Annotated in this window: 24 protein-coding genes and 1 riboswitch; of the genes, 9 read left to right on the forward strand and 15 right to left on the reverse strand. The window is 37.6% G+C overall.

Going from position 1 to position 21,468, the window contains the following annotated elements; all coding sequences use genetic code 11:
- Positions 1 to 179 precede the first annotated feature (179 nt).
- Positions 180 to 1,091: an ArsR/SmtB family transcription factor gene (locus QNH48_RS21045; protein ID WP_283951877.1), complete on the forward strand. Its 912-nt coding sequence runs from the start codon at positions 180 to 182 to the stop codon at positions 1,089 to 1,091.
- A gap of 114 nt (positions 1,092 to 1,205) precedes the next feature.
- On the opposite strand, the gene QNH48_RS21050 is transcribed toward QNH48_RS21045, so the two are convergent.
- A complete protein-coding gene (locus QNH48_RS21050; protein ID WP_095251973.1) occupies positions 1,206 to 1,487 on the reverse strand; it encodes a hypothetical protein in 282 nt (93 codons plus the stop codon).
- A 273-nt stretch (positions 1,488 to 1,760) separates the two neighbouring features.
- Between QNH48_RS21050 and cspD the strand changes: the two genes are divergently transcribed.
- Positions 1,761 to 1,961, forward strand: coding sequence for a cold-shock protein CspD (gene cspD, locus QNH48_RS21055; protein WP_026563856.1), 201 nt, complete (start codon positions 1,761 to 1,763; stop codon positions 1,959 to 1,961).
- Between the two features lie 97 nt (positions 1,962 to 2,058).
- Here cspD and QNH48_RS21060 read toward each other — a convergent pair whose 3' ends face one another.
- Both QNH48_RS21060 and QNH48_RS21065 read right to left on the reverse strand, forming a co-directional pair.
- Positions 2,059 to 2,244: a zinc-finger domain-containing protein gene (locus QNH48_RS21060; RefSeq protein WP_283951878.1), complete on the reverse strand. Its 186-nt coding sequence runs from the start codon at positions 2,242 to 2,244 to the stop codon at positions 2,059 to 2,061.
- Between the two features lie 21 nt (positions 2,245 to 2,265).
- On the reverse strand, positions 2,266 to 2,922 hold the full coding sequence (locus QNH48_RS21065; protein WP_283951879.1) for a ribonuclease H family protein: 657 nt from the start codon (positions 2,920 to 2,922) through the stop codon (positions 2,266 to 2,268).
- 194 nt (positions 2,923 to 3,116) lie between these two features.
- On the opposite strand from QNH48_RS21065, the gene QNH48_RS21070 reads away from it, so the two are divergent.
- On the forward strand, positions 3,117 to 3,524 hold the full coding sequence (locus tag QNH48_RS21070; RefSeq protein ID WP_283951880.1) for a reverse transcriptase-like protein: 408 nt from the start codon (positions 3,117 to 3,119) through the stop codon (positions 3,522 to 3,524).
- Between the two features lie 6 nt (positions 3,525 to 3,530).
- The gene (locus tag QNH48_RS21075) at positions 3,531 to 4,451 is read left to right on the forward strand and encodes a DMT family transporter (protein ID WP_283951881.1); all 921 of its coding nucleotides are present in this window, start codon (positions 3,531 to 3,533) and stop codon (positions 4,449 to 4,451) included.
- A 33-nt stretch (positions 4,452 to 4,484) separates the two neighbouring features.
- On the opposite strand, the gene QNH48_RS21080 is transcribed toward QNH48_RS21075, so the two are convergent.
- Positions 4,485 to 4,766 carry a DUF6123 family protein gene (locus QNH48_RS21080; RefSeq protein WP_283951882.1) on the reverse strand — a complete coding sequence of 94 codons (282 nt, stop codon included), beginning with the start codon at positions 4,764 to 4,766 and terminating at the stop codon, positions 4,485 to 4,487.
- A gap of 15 nt (positions 4,767 to 4,781) precedes the next feature.
- Positions 4,782 to 5,288, reverse strand: coding sequence for a divergent PAP2 family protein (locus QNH48_RS21085; RefSeq protein WP_133367151.1), 507 nt, complete (start codon positions 5,286 to 5,288; stop codon positions 4,782 to 4,784).
- Positions 5,289 to 5,373: 85 nt separating this feature from the next.
- Here QNH48_RS21085 and sspL point away from each other — a divergent pair, with 85 nt between their 5' ends.
- On the forward strand, positions 5,374 to 5,511 hold the full coding sequence (gene sspL, locus QNH48_RS21090; RefSeq protein WP_179159265.1) for a small, acid-soluble spore protein L: 138 nt from the start codon (positions 5,374 to 5,376) through the stop codon (positions 5,509 to 5,511).
- A 64-nt stretch (positions 5,512 to 5,575) separates the two neighbouring features.
- Here sspL and QNH48_RS21095 read toward each other — a convergent pair whose 3' ends face one another.
- From QNH48_RS21095 to QNH48_RS21130, 8 genes are all read right to left on the reverse strand, one after another.
- A complete protein-coding gene (locus tag QNH48_RS21095) occupies positions 5,576 to 6,355 on the reverse strand; it encodes a TatD family hydrolase (protein WP_283951883.1) in 780 nt (259 codons plus the stop codon).
- A complete protein-coding gene (locus tag QNH48_RS21100; RefSeq protein ID WP_133367154.1) occupies positions 6,312 to 7,100 on the reverse strand; it encodes an ABC transporter ATP-binding protein in 789 nt (262 codons plus the stop codon). The genes QNH48_RS21095 and QNH48_RS21100 overlap by 44 nt, the downstream gene beginning before the upstream one ends.
- Complete coding sequence (locus QNH48_RS21105) at positions 7,097 to 7,864, reverse strand: ABC transporter permease (protein WP_133367155.1); 768 nt, start codon at positions 7,862 to 7,864, stop codon at positions 7,097 to 7,099. The genes QNH48_RS21100 and QNH48_RS21105 overlap by 4 nt, the downstream gene beginning before the upstream one ends.
- Entirely contained in the window at positions 7,861 to 8,151 is a 291-nt protein-coding gene (locus tag QNH48_RS21110; RefSeq protein WP_283951884.1) for a thiamine-binding protein, read from the reverse strand. Before QNH48_RS21110 ends, QNH48_RS21105 begins: the two co-directional genes overlap by 4 nt.
- An 11-nt stretch (positions 8,152 to 8,162) precedes the next feature.
- Positions 8,163 to 9,164, reverse strand: a complete 1,002-nt coding sequence (locus tag QNH48_RS21115) for an ABC transporter substrate-binding protein (protein WP_283955842.1) — start codon at positions 9,162 to 9,164, stop codon at positions 8,163 to 8,165.
- A gap of 134 nt (positions 9,165 to 9,298) precedes the next feature.
- A riboswitch (TPP riboswitch) is annotated at positions 9,299 to 9,410 on the reverse strand.
- A 151-nt stretch (positions 9,411 to 9,561) separates the two neighbouring features.
- Positions 9,562 to 10,455, reverse strand: a complete 894-nt coding sequence (locus tag QNH48_RS21120; protein ID WP_283951885.1) for a 5'-3' exonuclease — start codon at positions 10,453 to 10,455, stop codon at positions 9,562 to 9,564.
- Between the two features lie 45 nt (positions 10,456 to 10,500).
- Complete coding sequence (locus QNH48_RS21125) at positions 10,501 to 11,328, reverse strand: sulfurtransferase (protein WP_283951886.1); 828 nt, start codon at positions 11,326 to 11,328, stop codon at positions 10,501 to 10,503.
- Between the two features lie 17 nt (positions 11,329 to 11,345).
- The gene (locus QNH48_RS21130) at positions 11,346 to 15,005 is read right to left on the reverse strand and encodes a dynamin family protein (RefSeq protein WP_283951887.1); all 3,660 of its coding nucleotides are present in this window, start codon (positions 15,003 to 15,005) and stop codon (positions 11,346 to 11,348) included.
- 157 nt (positions 15,006 to 15,162) lie between these two features.
- Between QNH48_RS21130 and QNH48_RS21135 the strand changes: the two genes are divergently transcribed.
- Positions 15,163 to 16,074 carry a nuclease-related domain-containing protein gene (locus QNH48_RS21135; protein WP_283951888.1) on the forward strand — a complete coding sequence of 304 codons (912 nt, stop codon included), beginning with the start codon at positions 15,163 to 15,165 and terminating at the stop codon, positions 16,072 to 16,074.
- Positions 16,075 to 16,613: 539 nt separating this feature from the next.
- On the opposite strand, the gene QNH48_RS21140 is transcribed toward QNH48_RS21135, so the two are convergent.
- Both QNH48_RS21140 and QNH48_RS21145 read right to left on the reverse strand, forming a co-directional pair.
- Positions 16,614 to 17,186, reverse strand: a complete 573-nt coding sequence (locus QNH48_RS21140) for an isoprenylcysteine carboxyl methyltransferase family protein (protein ID WP_481858431.1) — start codon at positions 17,184 to 17,186, stop codon at positions 16,614 to 16,616.
- 3 nt (positions 17,187 to 17,189) lie between these two features.
- Positions 17,190 to 18,278, reverse strand: coding sequence for a type III polyketide synthase (locus QNH48_RS21145; protein ID WP_283951889.1), 1,089 nt, complete (start codon positions 18,276 to 18,278; stop codon positions 17,190 to 17,192).
- Positions 18,279 to 18,973: 695 nt separating this feature from the next.
- Between QNH48_RS21145 and QNH48_RS21150 the strand changes: the two genes are divergently transcribed.
- The 3 genes from QNH48_RS21150 to QNH48_RS21160 all read left to right on the forward strand — a co-directional run bounded on the left by QNH48_RS21150 (position 18,974) and on the right by QNH48_RS21160 (position 21,463).
- Positions 18,974 to 19,123: a cytochrome c oxidase subunit 2A gene (locus QNH48_RS21150; protein WP_063251174.1), complete on the forward strand. Its 150-nt coding sequence runs from the start codon at positions 18,974 to 18,976 to the stop codon at positions 19,121 to 19,123.
- A gap of 199 nt (positions 19,124 to 19,322) precedes the next feature.
- Positions 19,323 to 19,799 carry a cytochrome c oxidase subunit II gene (locus QNH48_RS21155; RefSeq protein WP_095247351.1) on the forward strand — a complete coding sequence of 159 codons (477 nt, stop codon included), beginning with the start codon at positions 19,323 to 19,325 and terminating at the stop codon, positions 19,797 to 19,799.
- Positions 19,799 to 21,463: a b(o/a)3-type cytochrome-c oxidase subunit 1 gene (locus tag QNH48_RS21160; RefSeq protein ID WP_283951890.1), complete on the forward strand. Its 1,665-nt coding sequence runs from the start codon at positions 19,799 to 19,801 to the stop codon at positions 21,461 to 21,463. The genes QNH48_RS21155 and QNH48_RS21160 overlap by 1 nt, the downstream gene beginning before the upstream one ends.
- Positions 21,464 to 21,468 lie beyond the last annotated feature (5 nt).

Consider the following 21,468-nt stretch of genomic DNA (forward strand, 5'->3'; position numbering starts at 1 on the left):
GGTTTAGTTTAAATGGAGTTATTCCTGATAATACCAACATTTAACTGTATTTTGGCAATCACTTGTATATTATTTACAAACATATTATTATTAAATTAATTGTTACAAGAAAACATAGAACAAAACACAAGTTGATACTTTTAATCACACGAATACTTGTAATAAAGGGAGAATATTATATGAGAACACTACATGTAACATTAGAAGAAGCCATAGAAATTTGTAAAACTCTGGCCCATGAACACCGAATGAAGATGCTTCGGATTTTAAGTGAAGGACCCATGAACGTTAATGACTTATCAGAAAAGATCGGGATTCCTTTTTCGACAGCGGCGTTAAATGTAAAAAAATTAGAGGATGCGGAACTAATTTCAACAGAAATAGTCCCAGGAAGAGGCACTCAAAAAGTAAATTCAAAAAGATACGACCGTATTATTATTAATTTGACTGAAGATGAAGCCGTAGAAGAGAATATCATTTCTATTAAAATGCCGATTGGCGAGTTTGTAAATGTGGACATCGTGCCAACCTGCGGCCTTTTAAGCAACACTGGAATCATTCATACCCAGGATGATGTACGTTCATTTTATGAACCTGAACGGAAGCAAGCCCAACTTCTTTGGTTTAAATCTGGATTTGTTGAGTATCATTTCCCTAATCGAATCCCATACGGTTCTAAAGTGGACGAATTAAATTTTTCTATGGAGCTATGTTCTGAGGCACCTTATCACAAATTGGATTGGCCATCTGACATTACTTGTTGGGTAAATGGCGTTGAGATAGGGATGTGGACGAGTCCTGGAGATTTTGGTGGTGAAAGAGGATATTTAACACCATCGTGGTGGGGAACAAAAAACACTCAATTTGGGCTATTAAAAAATTGGACTGTTACTAGAACTGCTAGTTTTATTGACGGTGTAAAAATATCAGACATAGGTTTAGATCAACTAAAATTATTGGAAAAACCATATATTTCATTAAAGTTAGGCGTGAAGAAGGATGCAGATAATAAGGGTGGAATGAACTTATTCGGGTCCAAATTCGGAAATTATGAACAAGATATTGTTATGACCATTAAACATTTAAAATGAAACAATTAATAATTGAAACCAAAAAGAAGCAGCCGGCTCATTCAACCTGAGATGATTTGGCAGCTTCTTTTTATAAAAAAAAGGGCAGTCAATTGTGACCACCCACTTGCAGTATTATTGTATAAGTTTCAAGGTTGAATCCTGCATATACCAATTTTCTTCTGGAATGATATTTGAAACCGTCAAAATAAATGATGGAATTCTTTCAACATCAAAAACAATTGCACCTATTTTCTTCGTGAACATGAGAAAGGCGTCACCATGTGAATAAGATGATAAATCATTTCCGATTTGAAGCAATGACATCAAGACAACTTGTTTTTCTTCGGCCTCAATGAAGACTTGCGGGGAGAATCTTAAAATCCATTCATCTCCCTCAATCGAAAATCGGTACATTACTCATCACCCTTTATCAACCATTTTTATAAGAATATGAGGCTGAAAAAAATTTATGTTCAGATAGATTTATTAATTTTGAAGATTGCATGAAAATACGATTTATTGGGTAAAAAAGCGCTTACTTTCCTTGACTGACCAAAAATATTCATGTATATTTTAAGTGTCATGTATCATTAATTGAATAGTAATAATATTAACTTTATGTACATGATAATATTTATCTTTGGCACTTATATAAAGTGTCTTGAAAGGCTTAGGAGGATATTGTAAATGCAAAACGGTAAAGTAAAATGGTTCAACAATGAAAAAGGTTTTGGTTTTATCGAAGTTGAAGGCGGAGACGATGTATTCGTACATTTCAGCGCTATTACTGGCGAAGGCTTCAAGTCTTTAGAAGAAGGCCAAGAAGTTTCTTTCGAAATCGTTGAAGGAAACCGCGGACCACAAGCTGCTAACGTAGTAAAACTTTAATCTAATGACTAACCAAAGGCTGGCGAATACCGTCAGCCTTTTTTCTATTTCTTCAGGTGCCTACCTGAAAATGGACATTCAGTACAGTAACTGATCATCATGTCAGCCTTTTTCCATATTCCTGCAGTTTTTCCCCAACGGTGCATTGTGAAATACAAAACCGATGGGCAAACCTCCTGCCTCCATCTTGTTTAAACTGTTGATGGACAAAACAGCCATTACAGTATTGGCCTAATAAGGATTCAACATGATTAAACAGTTCTCTTCTACTGGAATTTTTCACGAGTCAAAGGCACCCCGTTTCTTAAATTATTTGTGTCTTTGCAAAAATTTCTTTCCCCTCTAACGCCTGAGTAGCCAATTTATCTGCTTCTTTATTATCATTTCTTGGAATCGGTGTGTACTTTGGCGTCAGCGAAAGTGCCTTGATTTTTTCTTCAATCCTGTCTAGCCAAGCATTGAGCACATCCTCATAGCACGGCCATTCTCCTTCAAGCTGCTTTAAGACTACCTGTGAGTCCCCTTTAAATTCACAAGGCAGATGATGCACACCTAATTCCTCTAAAAGCGTTAATGCATAATAAAAGGCAGCATATTCTGCTTCATTATTTGTTTCCAATTCATCGAACATTTCGTTCGCCCTAATTCGATATTTCTTTTTCCCTTGTTTAAAAAATATAACCACACCAAGACCTGCTGTATTGGTTTCCTTTTGAAATCCTCCATCAAAATATACAGTGATTTCATGAGGATCATCTTCAATCTCAGTTACCAGCTTTTTCAGTTCCTTTAATATCCACGATGTACCTATCTCATCATAAAAGTAGATGTCACTTGCTTTACCTAGCTTTTCAAGCTCTTCACCAGCTTGTATAGCCAATTCTGTAGATATCCAATCAGAGGTGAATTGTATTTTTTCATTTTTGCCTGTCTTATAATTCCACTCAAGTTTATATTTCATGATTTTCAACCTTTCTAGAGAAAATTTCTGAGTTGAAAAGAAAGAATTTAGATTGGCACTTTCTTACAGTATGTTTAAACATCTAGTCTTAGCATACCCACTTCAACAAAGTAGAAAGAGGAAAAATTTATTTCCTGCGTTTTGTGTTAGAGTATGATAAACTTTCAATTATTATGAAAACTGGAGGGTCTGCTATGATTGAAGTCTACATAGACGGTGCCAGTGCTGGCAACCCGGGACCAAGCGGTGCTGGAATTTTTATCAAAGGGAATGGAACAGCAGAAAAATTTTCACTCCCGCTCGGAATGATGTCAAATCACGAGGCTGAGTACCATGCCTTCATTAAAGCATTAGAGCTTTGCTTAGAAAAAGGGTATTCCCACAGTGTTGTATCCTTTCGAACGGATTCAGAATTAGTCAATAAAGCTGTTGAGAAGGAATTTGCAAAAAATAAACTTTATGCTCCTCTTCTAGAACAGGCATTAAAGTTAACGAAACAATTTGATTTATTTTTTATGAAGTGGATTCCAAGCATCGAAAATAAAGTAGCGGATGAATTGGCCCGCCTTGCAATCCGAAAAAATATATTGGAGGAAGAGTAAAGCAGCATGAAAAAGCCTATTTTTGCTGATATCAGCTTACTTTTTGTTACATTTATTTGGGGTACAACGTTTGTCCTTGTTCAAAATGCGATTGGACTGCTCGAACCCTTTTCATTTAATGGAGTCCGTTTTCTAGCCGCAGCATTTATGCTGTTATTATGGCTTCTAATCTTTGAACGAAAGCAGCTTGCTTTTATTAACGTAAAAATGGTTGCCTCAGGTGTGTTTATTGGGTTTTGGCTCTTCCTTGGGTACGCGGCCCAAACGATTGGCCTATTATACACTACCACTTCTAAAGCAGGCTTTATTACAGGGTTGAGTGTGATCTTCGTTCCACTTTTTTCAATGTTTTTATTAAAACAGTTTCCGAGCAGGAATGTAGTAATCGGGGTTTCAATTGCGACCTTTGGTTTATTTCTGCTTACGATGACAGACATTTCCTCATTAAATATTGGAGATGGCTTTGTTTTCATTTGTGCCATAAGCTTTGCCCTTCAAATCATTTTCACTGGAAAGTTCTCAAGCAAATATCCAACTTTATTGTTAACAGTCATACAGATTTCAACTGTAGCGATATTATCCATTATTTCATCCTTTTTCTTAGAGGATTGGAGAAAATCCTTTAATACAGAAATTTTATTCTCGAAAGATGTAATCATCGCGTTAATCATTACGAGTATTTTTGCTACCGCTTTAGCATTTTTGATTCAAACAAATTTTCAAAAATATACAACTGCGACCAGGGTGGCGTTAATTTTTGCGATGGAACCAGTTTTTGCGGCCATAGCAGGCTATTACTGGGCAGCTGAACGTCTATCTTATAGTGCCCTATTTGGCTGCTTACTGATTTTAGCAGGGATGATTTTTGCTGAGCTTCCTGTGAACAAATTCCCTTTACTAAAAAAAGATAAGAGCTTTCAAGGTTAAAACAAAAATCCTCCCGGTTAGGAGGATTTTTGTCTATATTGCCACTAATTCTTGTTCTTTAACAAACTTCAGGGCCGCATTTCTTGTTTGTATTTTGCTCGAAACAAGGGTTTCTAATAATGACACATAAAAGCTGCCATCAAAGGTTTTTTGGGCTTTTAATGTGATCTCTATCGCGGAATTAATCAATTCATCGGAAGCATTCGTATAATGTTTTCCAAAATAAATAAACCCAATTGCATCCTCTTGAAATTGAAATCCTTTTCCTTCTAGGTAGTGCAAGTACTCATCAACTGTTCGCACTGGCTTCTCCATCCCTCTCCAAGCAATTTAAAACCATCTACTATCAGATTTTAACTTAAATTTCGACAATTTTCTACTCTTTTTTGTGCATAAATGCCCAATTACTCCGACTAATGCCCCAAGAATGGCACCGCCAATTACTTCTTCAGGCTGATGACCTAACATTTCCTTTAACTTTTTTGGAGCTTCTTGTTCAAATTCTACACTTTCTTCTTTATCAACTTTTTCAATTAAATCATGCATAGAATTAACTTTTAAGGTAAGTTCACCTGTTTGCCGCCGTATTCCTTGGGCGTCGTACATAACAATTAATCCATAAACCAGCGATAGAGCAAAATCAAATGTTGGCAGCCCTCTTTGTAAAGCAATATAGGTGGTTAATGTTGAAACTCCAGCTGAGTGGGAGCTCGGCATCCCACCTGTTTGGAAAAAGAGGTCTGGGCGCCACTCTTTCTTTTTGTAATAATGAATGGGAATCTTTAAGCCCTGTGCTAAACCAATACTAGAAAGGGCTAAATAAACACCTTTGTTCATACTTATCACCTCTTATCTTTATTGTTTAGAAAGTTGAGTTTTATTATTCCGAGTGGAAATACTAAAAAAATGGGAGGTGAGAAGGATGAGCAAAAACGGTCATGCTAATCGCGGTGTAAAGGCTCCTGGGGTTAATCCACAAGGATATGGTCAAGATGCAGAGTTCGCTGAGGAACCAAAAAGCAAATTAGAAAATGCACAAAAGAAAAAAAACACAAAATAATAGCATGGAAAGAGGCTGCCCTATTTTAGGACAGCCTCAGGCTTTACATCATAATTGAGAGCCGTTAATTAATATTAAAAAAGATTTTGGTATTGTTTCGAATTTGAGTGTTTATATCCTGAATATTCATTCCTTTGATTTCCGCTATTTTTTCAAGCGACTCCTTCATCATAAGGGGGTGTGTTCTTTTTCCAGAAAATCGGCCTTCAAAGGGCCATGGGCCGTCTGTTTCAACCATAATTTGATTTATCGAATAGCTTCGAACTAAAGCGACGTTTTCTGGTTCTTCCATGGCAACCTCTGGAGTAATTGAAACAAAGTATCCGTTAGCCAGCATTCTCTCGGTTGTCCGTTGATCCCCTTTAAACCAGTGAAAATGAGCCTTAGAAACAGAATACTTTTCAAGAAGATCACAAACTACTGGGGCATCAGAATAGACCGCATGAAGAGAGATAGGCTTTTCCCACTTTTTCGCTAGATTCACAAATATTTCAAGCAACTCAATATAGCGGCCAAAGTCTTTTTTTGTGACTTTATTTTCTGCCCTCATAAAATATGGCAGCCCTACTTCTCCTACAGCGATCATTTTGTCTTTGTTAACTCTCATCCAGTTTATTAGTTCATCAAGTTCTTTTTCTGTTGGTAGAAGCTGCTCAGGATGAAAACCAAATGCTGGTTTTACGATGGGATATCGTTCTGATAAAATAAGGTTCCTCTTACAGGAATCCAGATTCATCGAAACTGAAACAAGTGCTTCAATGGCTTCCGTCTCCTCAGATAGCGCGGCAATTTCAATGTCATCATATTGATCTAAATGAATATGTGCGTCTATTAGCTTCTCCATCCTTGTCACTTCCTACGTTTTTTAAAGAATAAGTAACAGTTCGCTTCCATTTTAAAAATTTATCATCTAAAAACAAGCTTTCATCCCGCGGCCGTTTGAACGGGACCTTGAATTCCGCTGCCACTCTTGTTGGCTTTGCAGTTATCACAATGATCCGATCCGATAGAAATAATGCTTCTTCTATCGAATGAGTAACAAACAGCACGGTCCGACGATAATCCTCCCAAATCGAAAGAAGCCATTTTTGCATCTCTAATCTTGTTAGTTCATCAAGCGCCGAAAAAGGCTCATCAAGACAAATGAGTGATTGGGGACTTAGCAGGGCTCGTATAAACGCGACGCGCTGCTTCATCCCGCCGGAGAGCTCTTCCGGACGAGCATGTACATAATCACCAAGACCAGCTTTATGAAGCATTTCGATCGCTTTTTCACGATCCTTTTTTCCTTGCAGTTCAGCTCCGAGCAATACATTTTGCAAAACAGTCCGCCATGGCAGGAGGGAAGGAGTTTGAGGCATAAAACTTATCGAGCCGCGTTTCCCAATAATATTATTCCCTTCAAGCTGAATGACTCCTTTCTCGGGGGTCATAATCCCGCCAATTAAGTTAAAAATGGTACTTTTTCCACTTCCGGATGGACCGATAATGGTAACAAACTCTTCTTTTTCAATCGAAAAAGATAAATCTGAAAGAACCTCATTTGGTCCAAAACTTTTTACAATATGATCAACCAGTAAATGACTCACTCCACGCTGCCTCCCTTGCTTTGCCAACGAATGAAATACTTTTCGGCTGCAACTATAACTGCAAAAAATAAGAGACTTAGTACCATAATCGATAGAATGGCAACGAATACCTTGTCTGTTCTAAATGAAGAAGATGCTAAGGTCATATAAACGCCAATTCCTTTTTCCGCTCCGAGCCATTCAGAAATTACAGCCCCCATAACACTATAAGTTGCTGAAATTTTTAAGCCAGAAAAGATGGAGGGGAGTGCATATGGCCATTCAAGCTTCCAAAACAACTGAAACTTGTTTGCCCCAGCCATCAGCATATAATGTTTATGGGAATATGGAACATGCTTAAAACCATCTAAAGCTGCCACAGTGATAGGGAAAAAACAGGTAAGGGTGATTACAATAATTTTAGGTAATAATCCAAATCCAAACCATATAACGAGCAGGGGAGCGAGGACAATAATTGGAACATTTTGTGATAATATAAGCAACGGGTACACTGAGTCTCTGATCCAAGGGACCAAATGCAGCGAGACAGCAACAACCAACCCAACTGTGGTCCCTACCAAAAACCCCTCTACCGCGATTTTCGCTGTTGATACTAAATCTGGATAAAACGACGTCCAACCTGAAATAATCTCATTCATTATCATTGTAGGTGCCGGTAAGAGCCAATCAGGTACTTTCGTTATCTTTACAATGATTTCCCATAAAATGAACAAAAGAAGGAGAACCGCAATCGGTCTCCATCCTTTTCTAATTAAATAGTTCATCGATATTTTTCCGTTAGGGTTTCCAATGTAATACCTGTTGGCTGGTAAAGGACTTTAATTTGAGAAATCACGTTTTTACTGCCAATTTCCATCATCCGTTCGTTCATTTTTTCAATGATTGAAAATAAATGGGATAACTCGCCTTCCATTGTCGTCTCTAACGGATGAACCTCATATTTTACCCCGGATTCATCGATCACTCGAATTGCTTCGTCCACAAAAGGAATCACATCTCCACCATCAGACGGCTTCGGGATGATTTGAATACTGACTAGTGCATTTGCCATACTAACCCCTCCTATTCAGGTAAGAACTCATTCGTAAAAGCTTTTTTAGCTTCTAATTCTTTTTCTAGTAATCCATTTTCATACATCCAGGAAGCATAGTTCTCCCATACCTCAAGCTTTTGTTCACCCCATCGTGATGCATCATCCTGGTATTTAGGCGCTAACCATTCTTGACTCTTTTTCACAAGCTCAGGATCTAAATCTGGTGCTGCTTTTAATAAAATATCTGCTGCATCACCTGGGTTTTCGATCGTAAATTCATACCCTTTAGCAGCTGCTTTTACAAATGCTTTTACCGTGTCAGGTTTTTCTGCAATCATTTTTTCATTTGTTGTTAATACAGGCGTGTAATAATCTAGTTTTTCTGAGTAGTCTGTTAAATATACCATGTTTATTTTCTCACCGCGCAGCTCTGCTTCAACTCCGGTCCACCCATAATAAATCCAGGCAAAATCAATATCTTTTTTAACCGCGGTAAAGAAGTCCGTGTCTCCAATATTGATAATTTTCACCTTCTCAACATCGGCATTTTCTGTTTTCATTAATGAATCTATTACTGATTTTTCTGCAGGAGATCCCCATCCGCCATATGTTTTACCAGCAAAATCCTTTGGCGTAATTATATTTTTATCAGCAGGAGAGGCGAATCCAGATGTATTATGCTGAATTACCGCCGCAATTGATACTAGCGGGACACCTTGAATCCGAGCCTGTGTTACCCCCTCTTGATAGCCAACCCCAAATTGTGATTTACCGGATGCAACTAATTGGTCAGCACCTGCTTCACCCGGCATAATAATATTGACATCAAGGCCTTCTTCTTTAAAATATCCTTTTTCCTTTGCAACATATAATCCTGTATGGTTCGTGTTTGGTGTCCAATCTAATACAACCGTAACTTTTTCTAGGCTTTTTTTATTCTCTTGCTCACTTCCCTGTGAATTTTCCTTAGTATTTGTACCACAGCCTGCAATTAACAAGACAGCTAGTATCAAACTAATCCATGTCTTCACTTTCACTTTTATCATCCTCTATTATATAATTTGCAGAAATAGGCTTGGATAACATTTTCACGTTTTTTACTTAAAAGGACGTTTTTTAAAATGAAAAAGCGCCCTAGTTTTAAGTATGGGCGCACACTAACAAAATGGTTTTGTTAAATATGTTCCCTCCGCTGGTGTTAACCAGATCAGGTTCAAAGGGTCATTATCTCATGGATAACCTCTCAACCGGCAACACCGGCTCCCCTATTTTTTAGTCTATTTCCTTTCATCATTCTTATTATAATTGCATTTTAGAGTTTATCCTATTAAAAAGCATTATTCATGATTATTTTTTCTCAGCAGTCACCAATATATTCTTACCAACCAAATTGAAGGAGGCCACCCCTAGTTGGGGCAGCCTCCGATTTCAGGAAACAAACGATGCTTCAAGCGGCAGCAGACGCTGAACGCCACGAAGTTCTAGTTCCATTAATTTATTTAATGCTTTTTCCTTTTCAATCTTAAGCCCAGCTTCTTGTAAATCACAGCTGACTGGGACATCACACTTAATTTCAGCTAGCATTCGTGATAAATGTAGCATTTCTAAATCCTGCTCAATTTTCGCTTTATGAGATTTTGAAAGACGATCAAGGTTCGTAATAATTCCCTCTACATGCTCAAATTCCATTAAAAGCTTAAGAGCGGTTTTCTCACCAATTCCCTTTACTCCAGGATAATTGTCACTAGGGTCACCCATTAGTGCCTTTAAATCGATCATCTGTCGCGGTTTAATGCCTTTTTCTTCAAAGAAGGTATCAGGGGTATGAACAAGATAATTCCCATAGCCTTTTTTCAATAAAATAACCGAAATACTTTCATCAAGGAGCTGAAGGATATCCTGGTCACCTGTTAAAATCGAAACATGCGCCTGTTCTCTAGCTTGATACGCAATGGTTCCAATGCAGTCATCTGCTTCATAGCCTGCCAAACCAATGTTAGGGATGTCAAAAGCAGCCACTACATCTTTAACTAAATCAAATTGAGGGATTAATTCGACTGGTGCTTCACCGCGATTCCCTTTATAGGCTTCGAATAATTCAGAGCGAAATGTTTTACTGCCCATATCCCAGCAAACTGCCACATGGGATGGTTTAAAAGAAGATACTGCAGTAAATAAATGTTTAATGAATCCGTGAATCCCATTCGTCGGAATTCCTTTTGAATTTATCATAAACTGACCTGTTACAGCCGTAGCATAAAAAGCACGAAATAATAAAGCCATTCCATCAACTAACATAAGTGAAGGTTTTTGATATTCCAATGTATTGACCTCCTATCGATTAAAAAACTATTATAGCATAAAAACTTACTCTATCTCGTTTTCTTGATAGGAAATCCAATCGCTAAAACTTCCCAAGTAAAGTTTTACCTTTTGAAACCCTGCTGCTTTTAATGCCAGATAATTTGGTGCCGCTGTAACACCTGAACCACAATAAACAATAATTTCGTTTTCAGGATTAATCTCTGAGAAACGTTGTTTTTGTACCTCTGCAGGCTTATAAAAGCCAGCATTGAGTCCTTCAAACCATGGTTTATTAATTGCCCCAGGAATCCGCCCAGCTTTTTTATCTATTGGTTCCTCTAATCCTAAATATCGTCTTTCTTCCCTAGAATCAATTAGAATTGTGTGGGAATCTTGTCCACCCGACACTGCCCTAACTTCCTCCATACTTGCGAGCAGGTCATGATTAATATTTGGCTTAAATGCAGCTTTTTTAAAAGCGGGCACCTCTGATGTAGCCGGGTAATCCCCTTCATTCCAGCCTTTAAAGCCTCCATTCAATACATACACTTTTTCATTTCCAAGGTATTGCAAAAGCCACCAAAATCTTGCAGCAAAAGCACCTTCCCCTTGATCATAGGCAATTACCGTTGTACTTTCATCAATACCAGCTTGTTCAAGTTTTTCGATAAACTCATGTAAATTTGGTAATGGGTGTCGCCCGCCATGTTCACCAATTTCACCCGATAAATCTATCTCAAGATCAAAATAGCTGGCACCAGGAATATGGCTTTGATCATATTCCTGTCTGCCTTTTTTAGGGTCTGCTAACGAAAAAGAGCAATCCACAATACGGACATGAGGTTCATTTAAATTTTTAAGCAGCCACTCTTTGTCGATCATATAATTCATAGAAATCCCCCACTAAGTTAGTACTTAGACTCTTCCAGCTTTTGATAAACTTCTTGTAATTTCTCGATGGAAACTCCCCCATCTAATGCAGAAAGAAGGCTTAAATAATAATCGTCTGCCTGTTCTTCAATTTGGGTTATTAATTCCTCGAATTGGCCAGTCAAAATTCGAGAGTAAAAGGCAGCTAAATTTTCACCTTCAGATTTCAGATAATCATCTGCAGGGCCATTTAAAACATTATTTAGCTCATCACTCATAAACTTCTTTTCATTTTTTTCAAAAAAGGACTTTGGATTTTTAAAATAAGACAGAGCTTTCGTAAACAGCTGTTTATTTAGATGACTAAAAGCTAAAGGAAACTCAATCTCACCATCATTCTTCATCTCAAAAGGTGCAAATGATAAGTCCTTATTAATTTCCTTCATACTACGAGACAGTGCTATATGATAGTCGGTTAACACTTTTCGTGAAAAAGAGTCCAGTCTGACCGTAGTTGCTCTCAGCTCCTGAGCGAAATCGAACCCTAGGCTTTCTAACATTTCATCCAAAGCAGATTGTAATGCCTTCTTTAAATTTCTTCCGTCATCTCTTAAGGAAGCAGGATTAAATGCCTCTTTGAAAAAGTCACTAAAGCGAAGGAATACTCTTTGTTTAATATAGTAAAGGAGTTCTTCACTCTCTAGGGACATGCGTTTTTGCAGCGCTTCAGGTGTTTGTTTTTCAAGCAATTCTTTAATTTCGGCTTTTTGTTCTTCTATTTCAGTTCGTTTTTGGTCTTTTACGTATTGGTCTTCTTTAGAACTTTGAATTAGTCTACCAACCAACTCCTGGACACGATTTAATTCATTGCCAGCGGAGGTGATGGCCATTTCAGTTAAATCATTTGAAATAAAATGATAGAAATCCCCTTCAAAATCCCCCATTCCGGACTTTTCATCTATGTCTGGTTCTACTTTTTCTTTTAACGCTAACAAACTAGATAATGGATAAAGGTGTGGTTTCCGAATTCCATATTTAATTAATTGTTCTGTTACATATTCCTCAACAGTTTCCTTCTCTTCCTCATTTTCAGCTAAGTCAATCGCATTAATAATAAAGAACATTTTATCTAGCTGGAAGGACTCTTTCACGCGGCCAAGCTGGATTAAAAACTCTCGATCCGCTTTTGAAAAGGCATGGTTATAATACGTAACAAACAAGATAGCATCTGAATTTTTAATATAATCAAATGCTACTCCAGTATGGCGGGCATTGATTGAATCCGCCCCTGGGGTATCAACGAGTGTAATCCCTTTGCGAGTCAGTTCACAATCATAGTAAAGCTCAATCCATTCTACAAAGCACGACTTCTCTTCTAGCGCTACGAAATCAGCAAATTCGTTTAGGTCCGTTTCTAAAACAGTTCCGAGCTGCTTTCCATGTAAGAGGAAGCCCTTTTTAAATGCTTGTAAAAATGCATAGTGTGTCTTTTCCGCAACACCTTCCTGCCCTTTTTCAAGCATAACCTTATCAATTTCGCTCGACGCAGCTTCTAAAGTAGGACTTTGCAGGTCAAATAATTTCAATGAACGGTTTACATCCTCAAGCATCGCGTTGGCTTCTTTAAATTTCACAAGCACCGTTCCATGCTGATAGGTTTCAGTTACAGGTTTAATTTTATTAATGGCTGCAGTTGTTGGATTAGGTGATACTGGCAGTACCTTTTCACCCATAAGTGCATTAGCAAACGAAGATTTACCCGCACTAAAGGCACCAAATAGAGCAACCGTAAATCCTTTGTTCGCTAATCGATCTGCTTTATCCTCTAATTCTTTTGCCAGCTTTTGAAAACCTGGCAGGTTATCGATTAGCTGGGCAGACTGATATAAACGGGAAACCATACTTTGTAACTGGCTTCTTGCTTTTTCTGTTTCGGTTTGCTTCGTTACATTCGTTTTTACCTTTGTTACCGGCAATTTCTTTTGAAGTGTTTCTGGCACCGGTATGGATTGGCCATAAACGACTTCTGCTTCTTCCTCCTCTTGCTGGAATAGTAAATGCTCATCGGTTTGGTTTTCTGTTGCTTCACTTAGCAACTTCTCAATTTTTGTCTCTTTTGCCGCTGTTTCTTTTTCAAAATTTTCTTTTTCAGTTAGTGCACCTACGTATTGTTCCATATTCTTGAACTCTTCTTGATACATTTGTGTTACCTTTTTTGTTTTTGCTACTAATACTGGCATGAGTGCCTGTTTAAAATCTAAAATACCTTCTCTTGCTATTTTTTTGATACCATTCGCCAAGTCCTCCGTGTAGTGAAGTACATATTCACCAGATAACCTTGCTCCTTGTTTAATTGTTTGTACGATCAATTCAATTGGAACATTGATTGAAAAAGATTGAGCCTTTTTTTGAAGCTCTTGGTCATCTAAACTGTTGTTCTTTAGGATAGCAATCAAATATTCACGCAAATGCCATTCAAGCTGTAATTTCGTTTTCTCTAACAGGTCCTGGTAAAGCCGATCAAGACGAGCATTCTTTTCTTCTAACGTTTTTTGTTTTGAAAAAAGAAAGCCTACCTTAAACTCCGGCTGTGCTGCTTCAAGAAATGCCTCTGCTAATTCTCTTGTTTGAAATGGCATCAAATAGGCATTGTTCAAAATTTTCGCTATCTCTTTATCCAATTCTTTTTCTGTTTCCTCGACCCCTCTTTCAAGGGTCTGAAGGTTTGCACTGATGGATTGATAGGATTGTGTTAGTTCCTGTTTTTCTTCCTCAGGAAGTTCATTTAACAAATCAAAAACTGGCTGAAGTACTTCTTCCCTTTTATTGCGATCTTGGTCTAGATAGTCTGACGAAATTTTTTTCAGAGAATGAAAAATGGATTGCTGTAAAAGTTGATCCTTATTCTGCAACTTCTGGGCGATAAAAGCTTTCAATTCATTAAATTCATTCAGTTTATGGTCTTGAAACTTTAAGGAAGTATAAAAGATTCGTGCCGGCTTAACTCCCCATGCACCAAAAGAATTTTGGACACTTTCTTGAAAATGTCGGAACGATAGCTCCTCTTCCTTATGCTTATCTACTTGGTTAATAACGAGATAAACTTCTTTCCCTGCTTCGGTCAATTCCTTTGTGAATAAAAAATTCAACTCTGCTTGGACGTGGTTATAATCCATCACGTATAAAACTAGGTCAGCAAGGTGGATTGCAGATTCGGTTGCCACCCTGTGTGCATCATCTGCTGAATCAATTCCTGGTGTATCCATAATAACCGTATTTTCAGGTAACTGGGAGTCTGCATGGCTGATTTCGATTTCCTCAATTTGATCGCCATCCTTGCAGTATTTCTTTACTAATTCATAATCATATGGTGCTAAGTACACCCGCGGCTTCTCATTTTTGAAAAAAACCTTCGCATATTCCTCACCTGATTTTACCTTTACGAGGTTCGCACTGGTGGGAATCGGGCTTGATGGCAGCAAGTTCTCGCCGACCACTTTGTTAATCATCGTTGACTTTCCAGCTGAAAAGTGACCACAAAAAGCAATCATAAACTCACGGTTCTGCAGTTTCTTCGCTAGCTGTTTTGTTTTTTCTGCGTTCTCAGTATCACCTTGTTCAATAAGATATTCATATAAAGCAAGGATCTTATTTTTAAGTGATGAAATGGTTTCTTGCTTATTTGCCGTTTGCACCATGATTTCTTCCCCTTGTTCACAACTTTGTAATATTTTATATTTTATACGATAATTCAAACTTTTCCTATTGTGAAAACTTAATTTGTTAACATAATATTCACGCATTATTTTTTCCGCTCAGGTACTATTGTATTATTACTTGGTAAGGATGTGGAATATGGCTTATAAAGAACGTATCGAGTCAGAGGAATTAAAGTTGTTTAAATCCTTAAACAATCGCATGGTTTTACCCAGCAAAGAGAAAAAAAGCTATTTGTACCTAGAAAAAGGTTACAAGGGTGAGGTGATGTTTGATCAATTAACTGATGAGAGGCTGGATCCAAAAAAGTTTTTAGTATTAAATGATTTGCGGCTAGAGACAAACTCAACAAATTTCCAAATAGATTCCTTTCTTATTGGCCAAGGCACCCATTTTCCTTGTGAAGTGAAAAATTACGAGGGAGATTATTATTATAAATCCGATCAGTTCTATGTAATGAATGATACAGTGATTCAGAATCCGCTGGATCAAATAAAAAGAAGTGACACCTTACTTCAGCAGGTTTTCCAAAAGATAAATTACTCTATCTCCATAAAATCAAATGTCTTCTTTGTTAACCCAGCATTCACCCTCTATCAAGCACCATTGGACAAGCCTATAATATATCCCACACAGCTCGCTAAATACTTGGACGAATTCAATGCGAAAGCCTCTATACTAAACGAAGATCACTATAAACTAGCTGACTATTTAGTTAAGGAACATAAACCAAGTTCTCCCTACACACGAGTCCCCCCTTATTATTATGATCAATTAAAAAAAGGAAAAACCTGTATGTCATGCCATTCCTTTTCAGTTAAGGCAGGGGAGACTAAAATTGTGTGCAGCGTATGTGGCTGTGTTGTAAGTGTCGAGGATGGGATACTACGGTCTGTGAAGGAGTTACGGCTTCTCTTTCCAGATATAAAAATTACCACCAATTTGGTCTATGAGTGGTGTAAGGTGATTGAATCTAAGAAACAGATTAGGCGGATATTACAGAAACATTATAAGGTATATTGCAGAGGAAAGTACACTTATTACAAGTAATTCAGATTTCTTCATGTAGGTCATTGTAGAAATCCTATAGTGACCTTTTTTCATTCTTCAGTGATGATTCGGTTGCTCAAGCAATCTATAGTTACCTTATTCATTTTCCAGAATCCCTTTGGTCATTATGGACCCTCTATAGTTACTAAATCCATTTTACAACTTCGCTTCGGTCACTATAAGTCCTCTATAGTTACCCAAATGATTTTTCCCGCTTTGCTTTGGTCACTATAAACCCTCTATAGCTACCCAAATGATTTATCCAGCTTCGCTTCGGTCACTGAGATACCATTTTCATTCATAAACAAAAGAAAAAAGCCAAGGATTCCTCCCTGGCTCAATGTTATATTCTCTTCTCTTACCGTGTTACGTTTTTTAAGACGTGCTTCATGACAAATGCGTATAAGATTACCGTTCCACCTACAAATGCAAAAGCCATCAGATACACCTTCCTATCCGCTCAAATGAAGTGAGAATGATTTTCATTCTTCTTTAAAAATAGAATATCACAATTGATAATCATTTTCAATATAGATAAGTTAATTGTCATATTTATTTAACAGTTTTGGCAGAAAGCGATTACAGCTTTCAAAACTTCCTTCATATTCAGTAAGCTCCTGCAGCGCTTTTTCCTCAGCGGGTATGCGGATTAACAGCATGAGTATATTTAATAGCGTAAACAAGCCAGCTGTTATGTATGCGCCGAACATCATGGGTATAACCATAAATTCAATGGATACCACTAAATAATTGGGATGTTTGATAAACCTGTATGGCCCTTTTCTGACGACCTCAACATTTGGCAAAACGATGATTTTTGTATTCCAATACCGCCCAAGTGACGAAATCGCCCATAATCTGATCAGCTGCACACATACAAATACTGCTGCTAAAAACGGCCAAAAAGATGATAACTCACGAGAAAAGGCAACTTTTTCAAAAAGGAAAACAACAAAAAACATAGAATGCATCAGCACGATAAATTGATAATGCTTTATACCAAATTCTATAGCCCCTCGCTCTTTCATCCATTTTTCATTTCTGCGGGCAATTGCTAACTCCAGTAAACGTTGAATAATTAACACTGAAAAAAATATAAAAAAAGGAATCATCCTTTAACCCCATTTCAGTAATAGCAATTCTGAACTAAATCCCGGACCTAACGCCGTACAAAGTCCATATGTCCCTGTTTCACCGCCTAATTCCATAAACCTCCTCAGAACATATAGAATCGTTGCCGACGACATATTTCCATATTGCTTTAGAACATCAAGTGAGATGTCTGTCATCGAAGGTCGTATCCCTAATGATTTAATATAAGCGTCAATAACCTTTTTTCCGCCAGGATGGGCAATAAAATGGTCAATCTCCGCCAGCTCCAGCCTATTCTTAGTTAAAAATTTACTTACATTAGGTTTTAGCCACTCCTCAATAATACTGGGGATATCTCTGGAGAATACCACGAATAAACCTTGGTCCCTTATATCCCAGCCCATTACATCTAATGAGTCTGGCATTAATGTAGATTGTGTATCAATGATGGCTGGCGATGTCTTTTTAGCACTTAATTCATCACTGTTTACTTCATTACCACAAATCAATGCACAGGCAACCCCGTCAGCAAATAGTGACGTTCCAATAAGGTTACTTTTTGAATAGTCATTACGTTGAAAAGTCAAGCTGCAGAGTTCAACTGATAGCACCAAAACCAATGCATCCGGAAATGCAGTACAATATTCAAATGCCCTCGATAATCCAGCTGCTCCCCCAGCACAGCCAAGACCCCAAATAGGGACTCTTTTGGTGTGTTCGCGAAAGGGCAAAAGATTCATAATTCTAGCTTCGATACTCGGAGTTGCCATCCCTGTTGTTGAGATATAGAAAATCGCATCGATTTCATCGCAGTTAATCTTTCTGGTCAAAAATGTCTCATTTTCAAGGCAGTTCACAATCGCCTGCATTCCCAGGGTTACTGCAGATTTAATATAGGCATTGTTTTTTTCCTCAAATGAACGGTCTTCTTTATACCAGTCAATCTCCTTGACGATGTGCCGTTTTTCAATTTGTCCATTTTGAAAAGCTTTAAGAAGTCTTTCGATATCCTTAAAACTATCTGAGAAAAGTTCTCTGGCGAAGTCTACCGCTCGCTCTTGTTTTATTTCAAATTCAGGAACTGCTTCTGCTACTGAAAGAATTGTTGGCATTATGTTATTCTCCTCCAATGTAGGTAAAGGTATTTTTACCAAAAAAAGGAGATGTATGTACAAAAAAAAAGCTTCCCTGCTAGAAGGAAGCCAACGTTTTGAAGGTTGTTGTTGTTGTGCTCCTTGATTATAACTGAGATGCTGCAACTAATCACTACGAAAACTTTTCCAATTTTAGCTTTCAAAAAAATAAAAGCGCCTTATCTTGGCGCTTTATATTCTTTACTGTTTTTTCGATTGGGCTTGAACTTCTATTTTTATCTTTTTATCAGCTAAGGACCCACAGACTTTACAATATTCGATTTGGTCATAGAGGAGACGGCATGGTTCACAATAATATTTATCCATCAATAACACGCTCGCTTCTCAAAATTCTGTTACATCTATTCCATACTATTTAAAAGTTTCAAAATTGTGACAATCGTTAAAAAAACAAGCTTTTTCTTCATGACAGTCATAATCAATTACTTTTATCACAGGTAATAAGTGATAGTTCACATTTTAGTCACAACTCCTCCACTACTATTGTGATATAAATCACTGTTATATAAGTTTATTACTATTAACATAGTGATTATCTAAGGAATGAACACTTTGTGAACTATGAAATTTGTTATTTTTTCTTCACAATTGTTTTGTATTATGAAAGAGAACTTATTATTTAATTTATTTTTTCTGAAGGGAGTGCAAGGGGGATGGCGAAAGCGGAACTGAAAACAAACAAAAAAACAGAAATTGAAGACAGCTCTTCTCTTAAAGGGACATTGGCATCCGTTTTCTTTTTGGGAATCTTTTTAGTTGTCACATGGGTAAGTGTCTATTTCTTGTTCTTAGACCGTTTTTAATGCATGACTGTTTTCGTAAAGTTGTTATTTATATCCAAAGCTGATTTTAACGTGGAAATAGTTATTTTGCGCTTTAGAATTTAGTTGGTAGCTCTTTTCTTAATAGATTTATCTAATTTTTCGTGAAACTTAGGACGATTGTTCCATAAAGCAAGAATGTTTAAGAAAAGTGCCTTAAAGAGAGAAAGGGGAAAAAACCATGCATATGCATAAGTTTGAAAAAATTTGGCTTATCTTCGGAATCGGCGCTCTTGTTGTTTTCTTATCAGTTGTAGGAGTAAGCGCTTTTTACTTAGGTAACAAGCCGCCAAGCTGCTTAACTACTATAGATCCAGAAAAGATTGATACTCAGGCACCCTTTGATAAACCTGGATTAAACAAAGTTGAAGGAAAAGAATGGGATTATGAATTAGTTTATGTTGCTTCAGCTTTCTCCTATAATCCACTTGAAGTCGAGGTTCCATTAGGAGCGAAAGTAAAAGTGATGGCAACAACAAAGGATGTTATTCATGGATTCCAAGTTGCCGGAACAAATATCAATATGATGCTTGAACCAGGCTACATAAATGAGATTGTTACAACGTTTGATAAAGAAGGCGAATATTTAGTGGTTTGTAACGAGTACTGCGGTACCGGTCACCATTTAATGAGTTCTAAGATAAAGGTGGTTAAATAATGTCTAGCCAAACATCAAAATTAAAAGTTGATCCACGTGATGGAAAGCTTGCGATGGCACACTTTTACGTTGCCTTTATTGCACTAACACTAGGCGGTTTAATGGGATTACTCCAAACACTGGTCCGTTCGGGCAAATTTGAGCTTCCATGGGGTATTGATTATTATCAAATTTTAACCGTACATGGTGTTTTAATGGGACTTGTTTTGACAACGTTCTTTATTATGGGATTTCAATATGCTGCCGTCAGCCGTACAGCAGGTACTCATTCTCCAGCAGCACGCCGGATTGGCTGGATTGGCTTTTGGGTAATGACGGTAGGAACCATTATGGCTGCTACAATGGTATTACTAAAAGAAGCTTCTGTTCTTTACACTTTCTATGCACCACTAAAAGCGCATTGGATTTTTTACTTAGGTATGACATTTGTTGTTATAGGCAGCTGGCTTGACGGAGCAGCACAAATTATGACTTATGCTAGATGGCGCAGGGAAAACCCTGGTAAACCAAGCCCGCTGTTAAGCTTTATGGCTATTATTAATACAGTAATGTGGATTGTTGCATCACTTGGAGTAGCGGCAACTGTCTTATTCCAGTTACTGCCTTGGTCTCTTGGATTAGTAGATACAGTAGATGTGCTAGTCAGCCGTACCTTGTTCTGGTATTTCGGACATCCGCTCGTGTATTTCTGGTTACTTCCAGCTTATATGTGCTGGTATGCAATCATTCCAAAAATTATTGGCGGAAAGATTTTCTCAGATTCCTTAGCACGTCTATCCTTTATTCTGTTTTTACTTTTCTCAATTCCAGTTGGCTTCCACCATCAATTAACAGAGCCAGGAATTGATCCAGCATGGAAGTTTTTACAAGTAATTTTGACGTTTATGGTAATCATTCCATCATTAATGACTGCATTTTCATTGTTTGCAACGTTTGAGCGATTTGGCCGCTCTAAAGGAGCAACTGGACTTTTTGGCTGGTTCAAGGTTTTACCTTGGAAAGATGCTCGTTTTACCGTTCCATTTATTGGGATGGCAAGCTTTATCCCTGCGGGTGCAGGCGGTATTATCAACGCTTCAAACCAAATGAACCAAGTCGTTCATAATACGATTTGGGTAACAGGTCACTTCCATTTAACTGCTGCAACCTCTGTTGTTTTGACTTTCTTTGGAATTACCTTTTGGCTTGTTCCTCATTTAACAGGACGTATATTAACGAAAGCAATGAATAAATTAGCTATTATTCAAGGTTGGGTTTGGTTTATCGGAATGGCCTTTATGTCAGGTGCTATGCACTTCCAAGGACTTCTTGGAGGACCACGACGCTCTGCCTACTCAACTTATGGAGATTCAGCGCAAGCAATGGAATGGATTCCTTACCAAATTGCACAAGCCGTAGGTGGATCGATACTATTCCTTGGAATAATATTAATGATTATCATCTTTGTTAATCTTGCGTTCTTTGCACCTAAAGGAGAAGAAGAATTCCCTGTAGGTGAAGCAGAAAATCTTGATGAAAAAGCACCAATGATCTTTGAAAACTGGAAATTATGGCTTGGTATCACAGCAGCCCTAATTCTATTCGCATACACCATACCGTTTATCGATATGATTCAAAATGCCCCTCCAGGCTCACCAGGATTTAAAACTTGGGGTTCCTGGTAACAAAT

The organism is Neobacillus sp. YX16, from assembly GCF_030123505.1.
Taxonomy (GTDB): domain Bacteria; phylum Bacillota; class Bacilli; order Bacillales; family Cytobacillaceae; genus Neobacillus.

Coding starts and splice junctions, on each gene's coding strand:
- QNH48_RS21070 (WP_283951880.1), top strand. CDS start 3,117: ATGATTGAAGTCTACATAGACGGTGCCAGTGCTGGCAACCCGGGACCA.
- QNH48_RS21135 (WP_283951888.1), top strand. CDS start 15,163: ATGGCTTATAAAGAACGTATCGAGTCAGAGGAATTAAAGTTGTTTAAA.
- QNH48_RS21145 (WP_283951889.1), bottom strand. CDS start 18,278: ATGCCAACAATTCTTTCAGTAGCAGAAGCAGTTCCTGAATTTGAAATA.
- QNH48_RS21075 (WP_283951881.1), top strand. CDS start 3,531: ATGAAAAAGCCTATTTTTGCTGATATCAGCTTACTTTTTGTTACATTT.
- QNH48_RS21140 (WP_481858431.1), bottom strand. CDS start 17,186: ATGATTCCTTTTTTTATATTTTTTTCAGTGTTAATTATTCAACGTTTA.
- QNH48_RS21125 (WP_283951886.1), bottom strand. CDS start 11,328: ATGAATTATATGATCGACAAAGAGTGGCTGCTTAAAAATTTAAATGAA.
- QNH48_RS21085 (WP_133367151.1), bottom strand. CDS start 5,288: ATGAACAAAGGTGTTTATTTAGCCCTTTCTAGTATTGGTTTAGCACAG.
- cspD (WP_026563856.1), top strand. CDS start 1,761: ATGCAAAACGGTAAAGTAAAATGGTTCAACAATGAAAAAGGTTTTGGT.
- QNH48_RS21110 (WP_283951884.1), bottom strand. CDS start 8,151: ATGGCAAATGCACTAGTCAGTATTCAAATCATCCCGAAGCCGTCTGAT.
- QNH48_RS21105 (WP_133367155.1), bottom strand. CDS start 7,864: ATGAACTATTTAATTAGAAAAGGATGGAGACCGATTGCGGTTCTCCTT.
- QNH48_RS21160 (WP_283951890.1), top strand. CDS start 19,799: ATGTCTAGCCAAACATCAAAATTAAAAGTTGATCCACGTGATGGAAAG.
- QNH48_RS21155 (WP_095247351.1), top strand. CDS start 19,323: ATGCATATGCATAAGTTTGAAAAAATTTGGCTTATCTTCGGAATCGGC.
- QNH48_RS21050 (WP_095251973.1), bottom strand. CDS start 1,487: ATGTACCGATTTTCGATTGAGGGAGATGAATGGATTTTAAGATTCTCC.
- QNH48_RS21065 (WP_283951879.1), bottom strand. CDS start 2,922: ATGAAATATAAACTTGAGTGGAATTATAAGACAGGCAAAAATGAAAAA.
- QNH48_RS21150 (WP_063251174.1), top strand. CDS start 18,974: ATGGCGAAAGCGGAACTGAAAACAAACAAAAAAACAGAAATTGAAGAC.
- sspL (WP_179159265.1), top strand. CDS start 5,374: ATGAGCAAAAACGGTCATGCTAATCGCGGTGTAAAGGCTCCTGGGGTT.
- QNH48_RS21045 (WP_283951877.1), top strand. CDS start 180: ATGAGAACACTACATGTAACATTAGAAGAAGCCATAGAAATTTGTAAA.
- QNH48_RS21080 (WP_283951882.1), bottom strand. CDS start 4,766: ATGGAGAAGCCAGTGCGAACAGTTGATGAGTACTTGCACTACCTAGAA.
- QNH48_RS21095 (WP_283951883.1), bottom strand. CDS start 6,355: ATGGAGAAGCTAATAGACGCACATATTCATTTAGATCAATATGATGAC.
- QNH48_RS21130 (WP_283951887.1), bottom strand. CDS start 15,005: ATGGTGCAAACGGCAAATAAGCAAGAAACCATTTCATCACTTAAAAAT.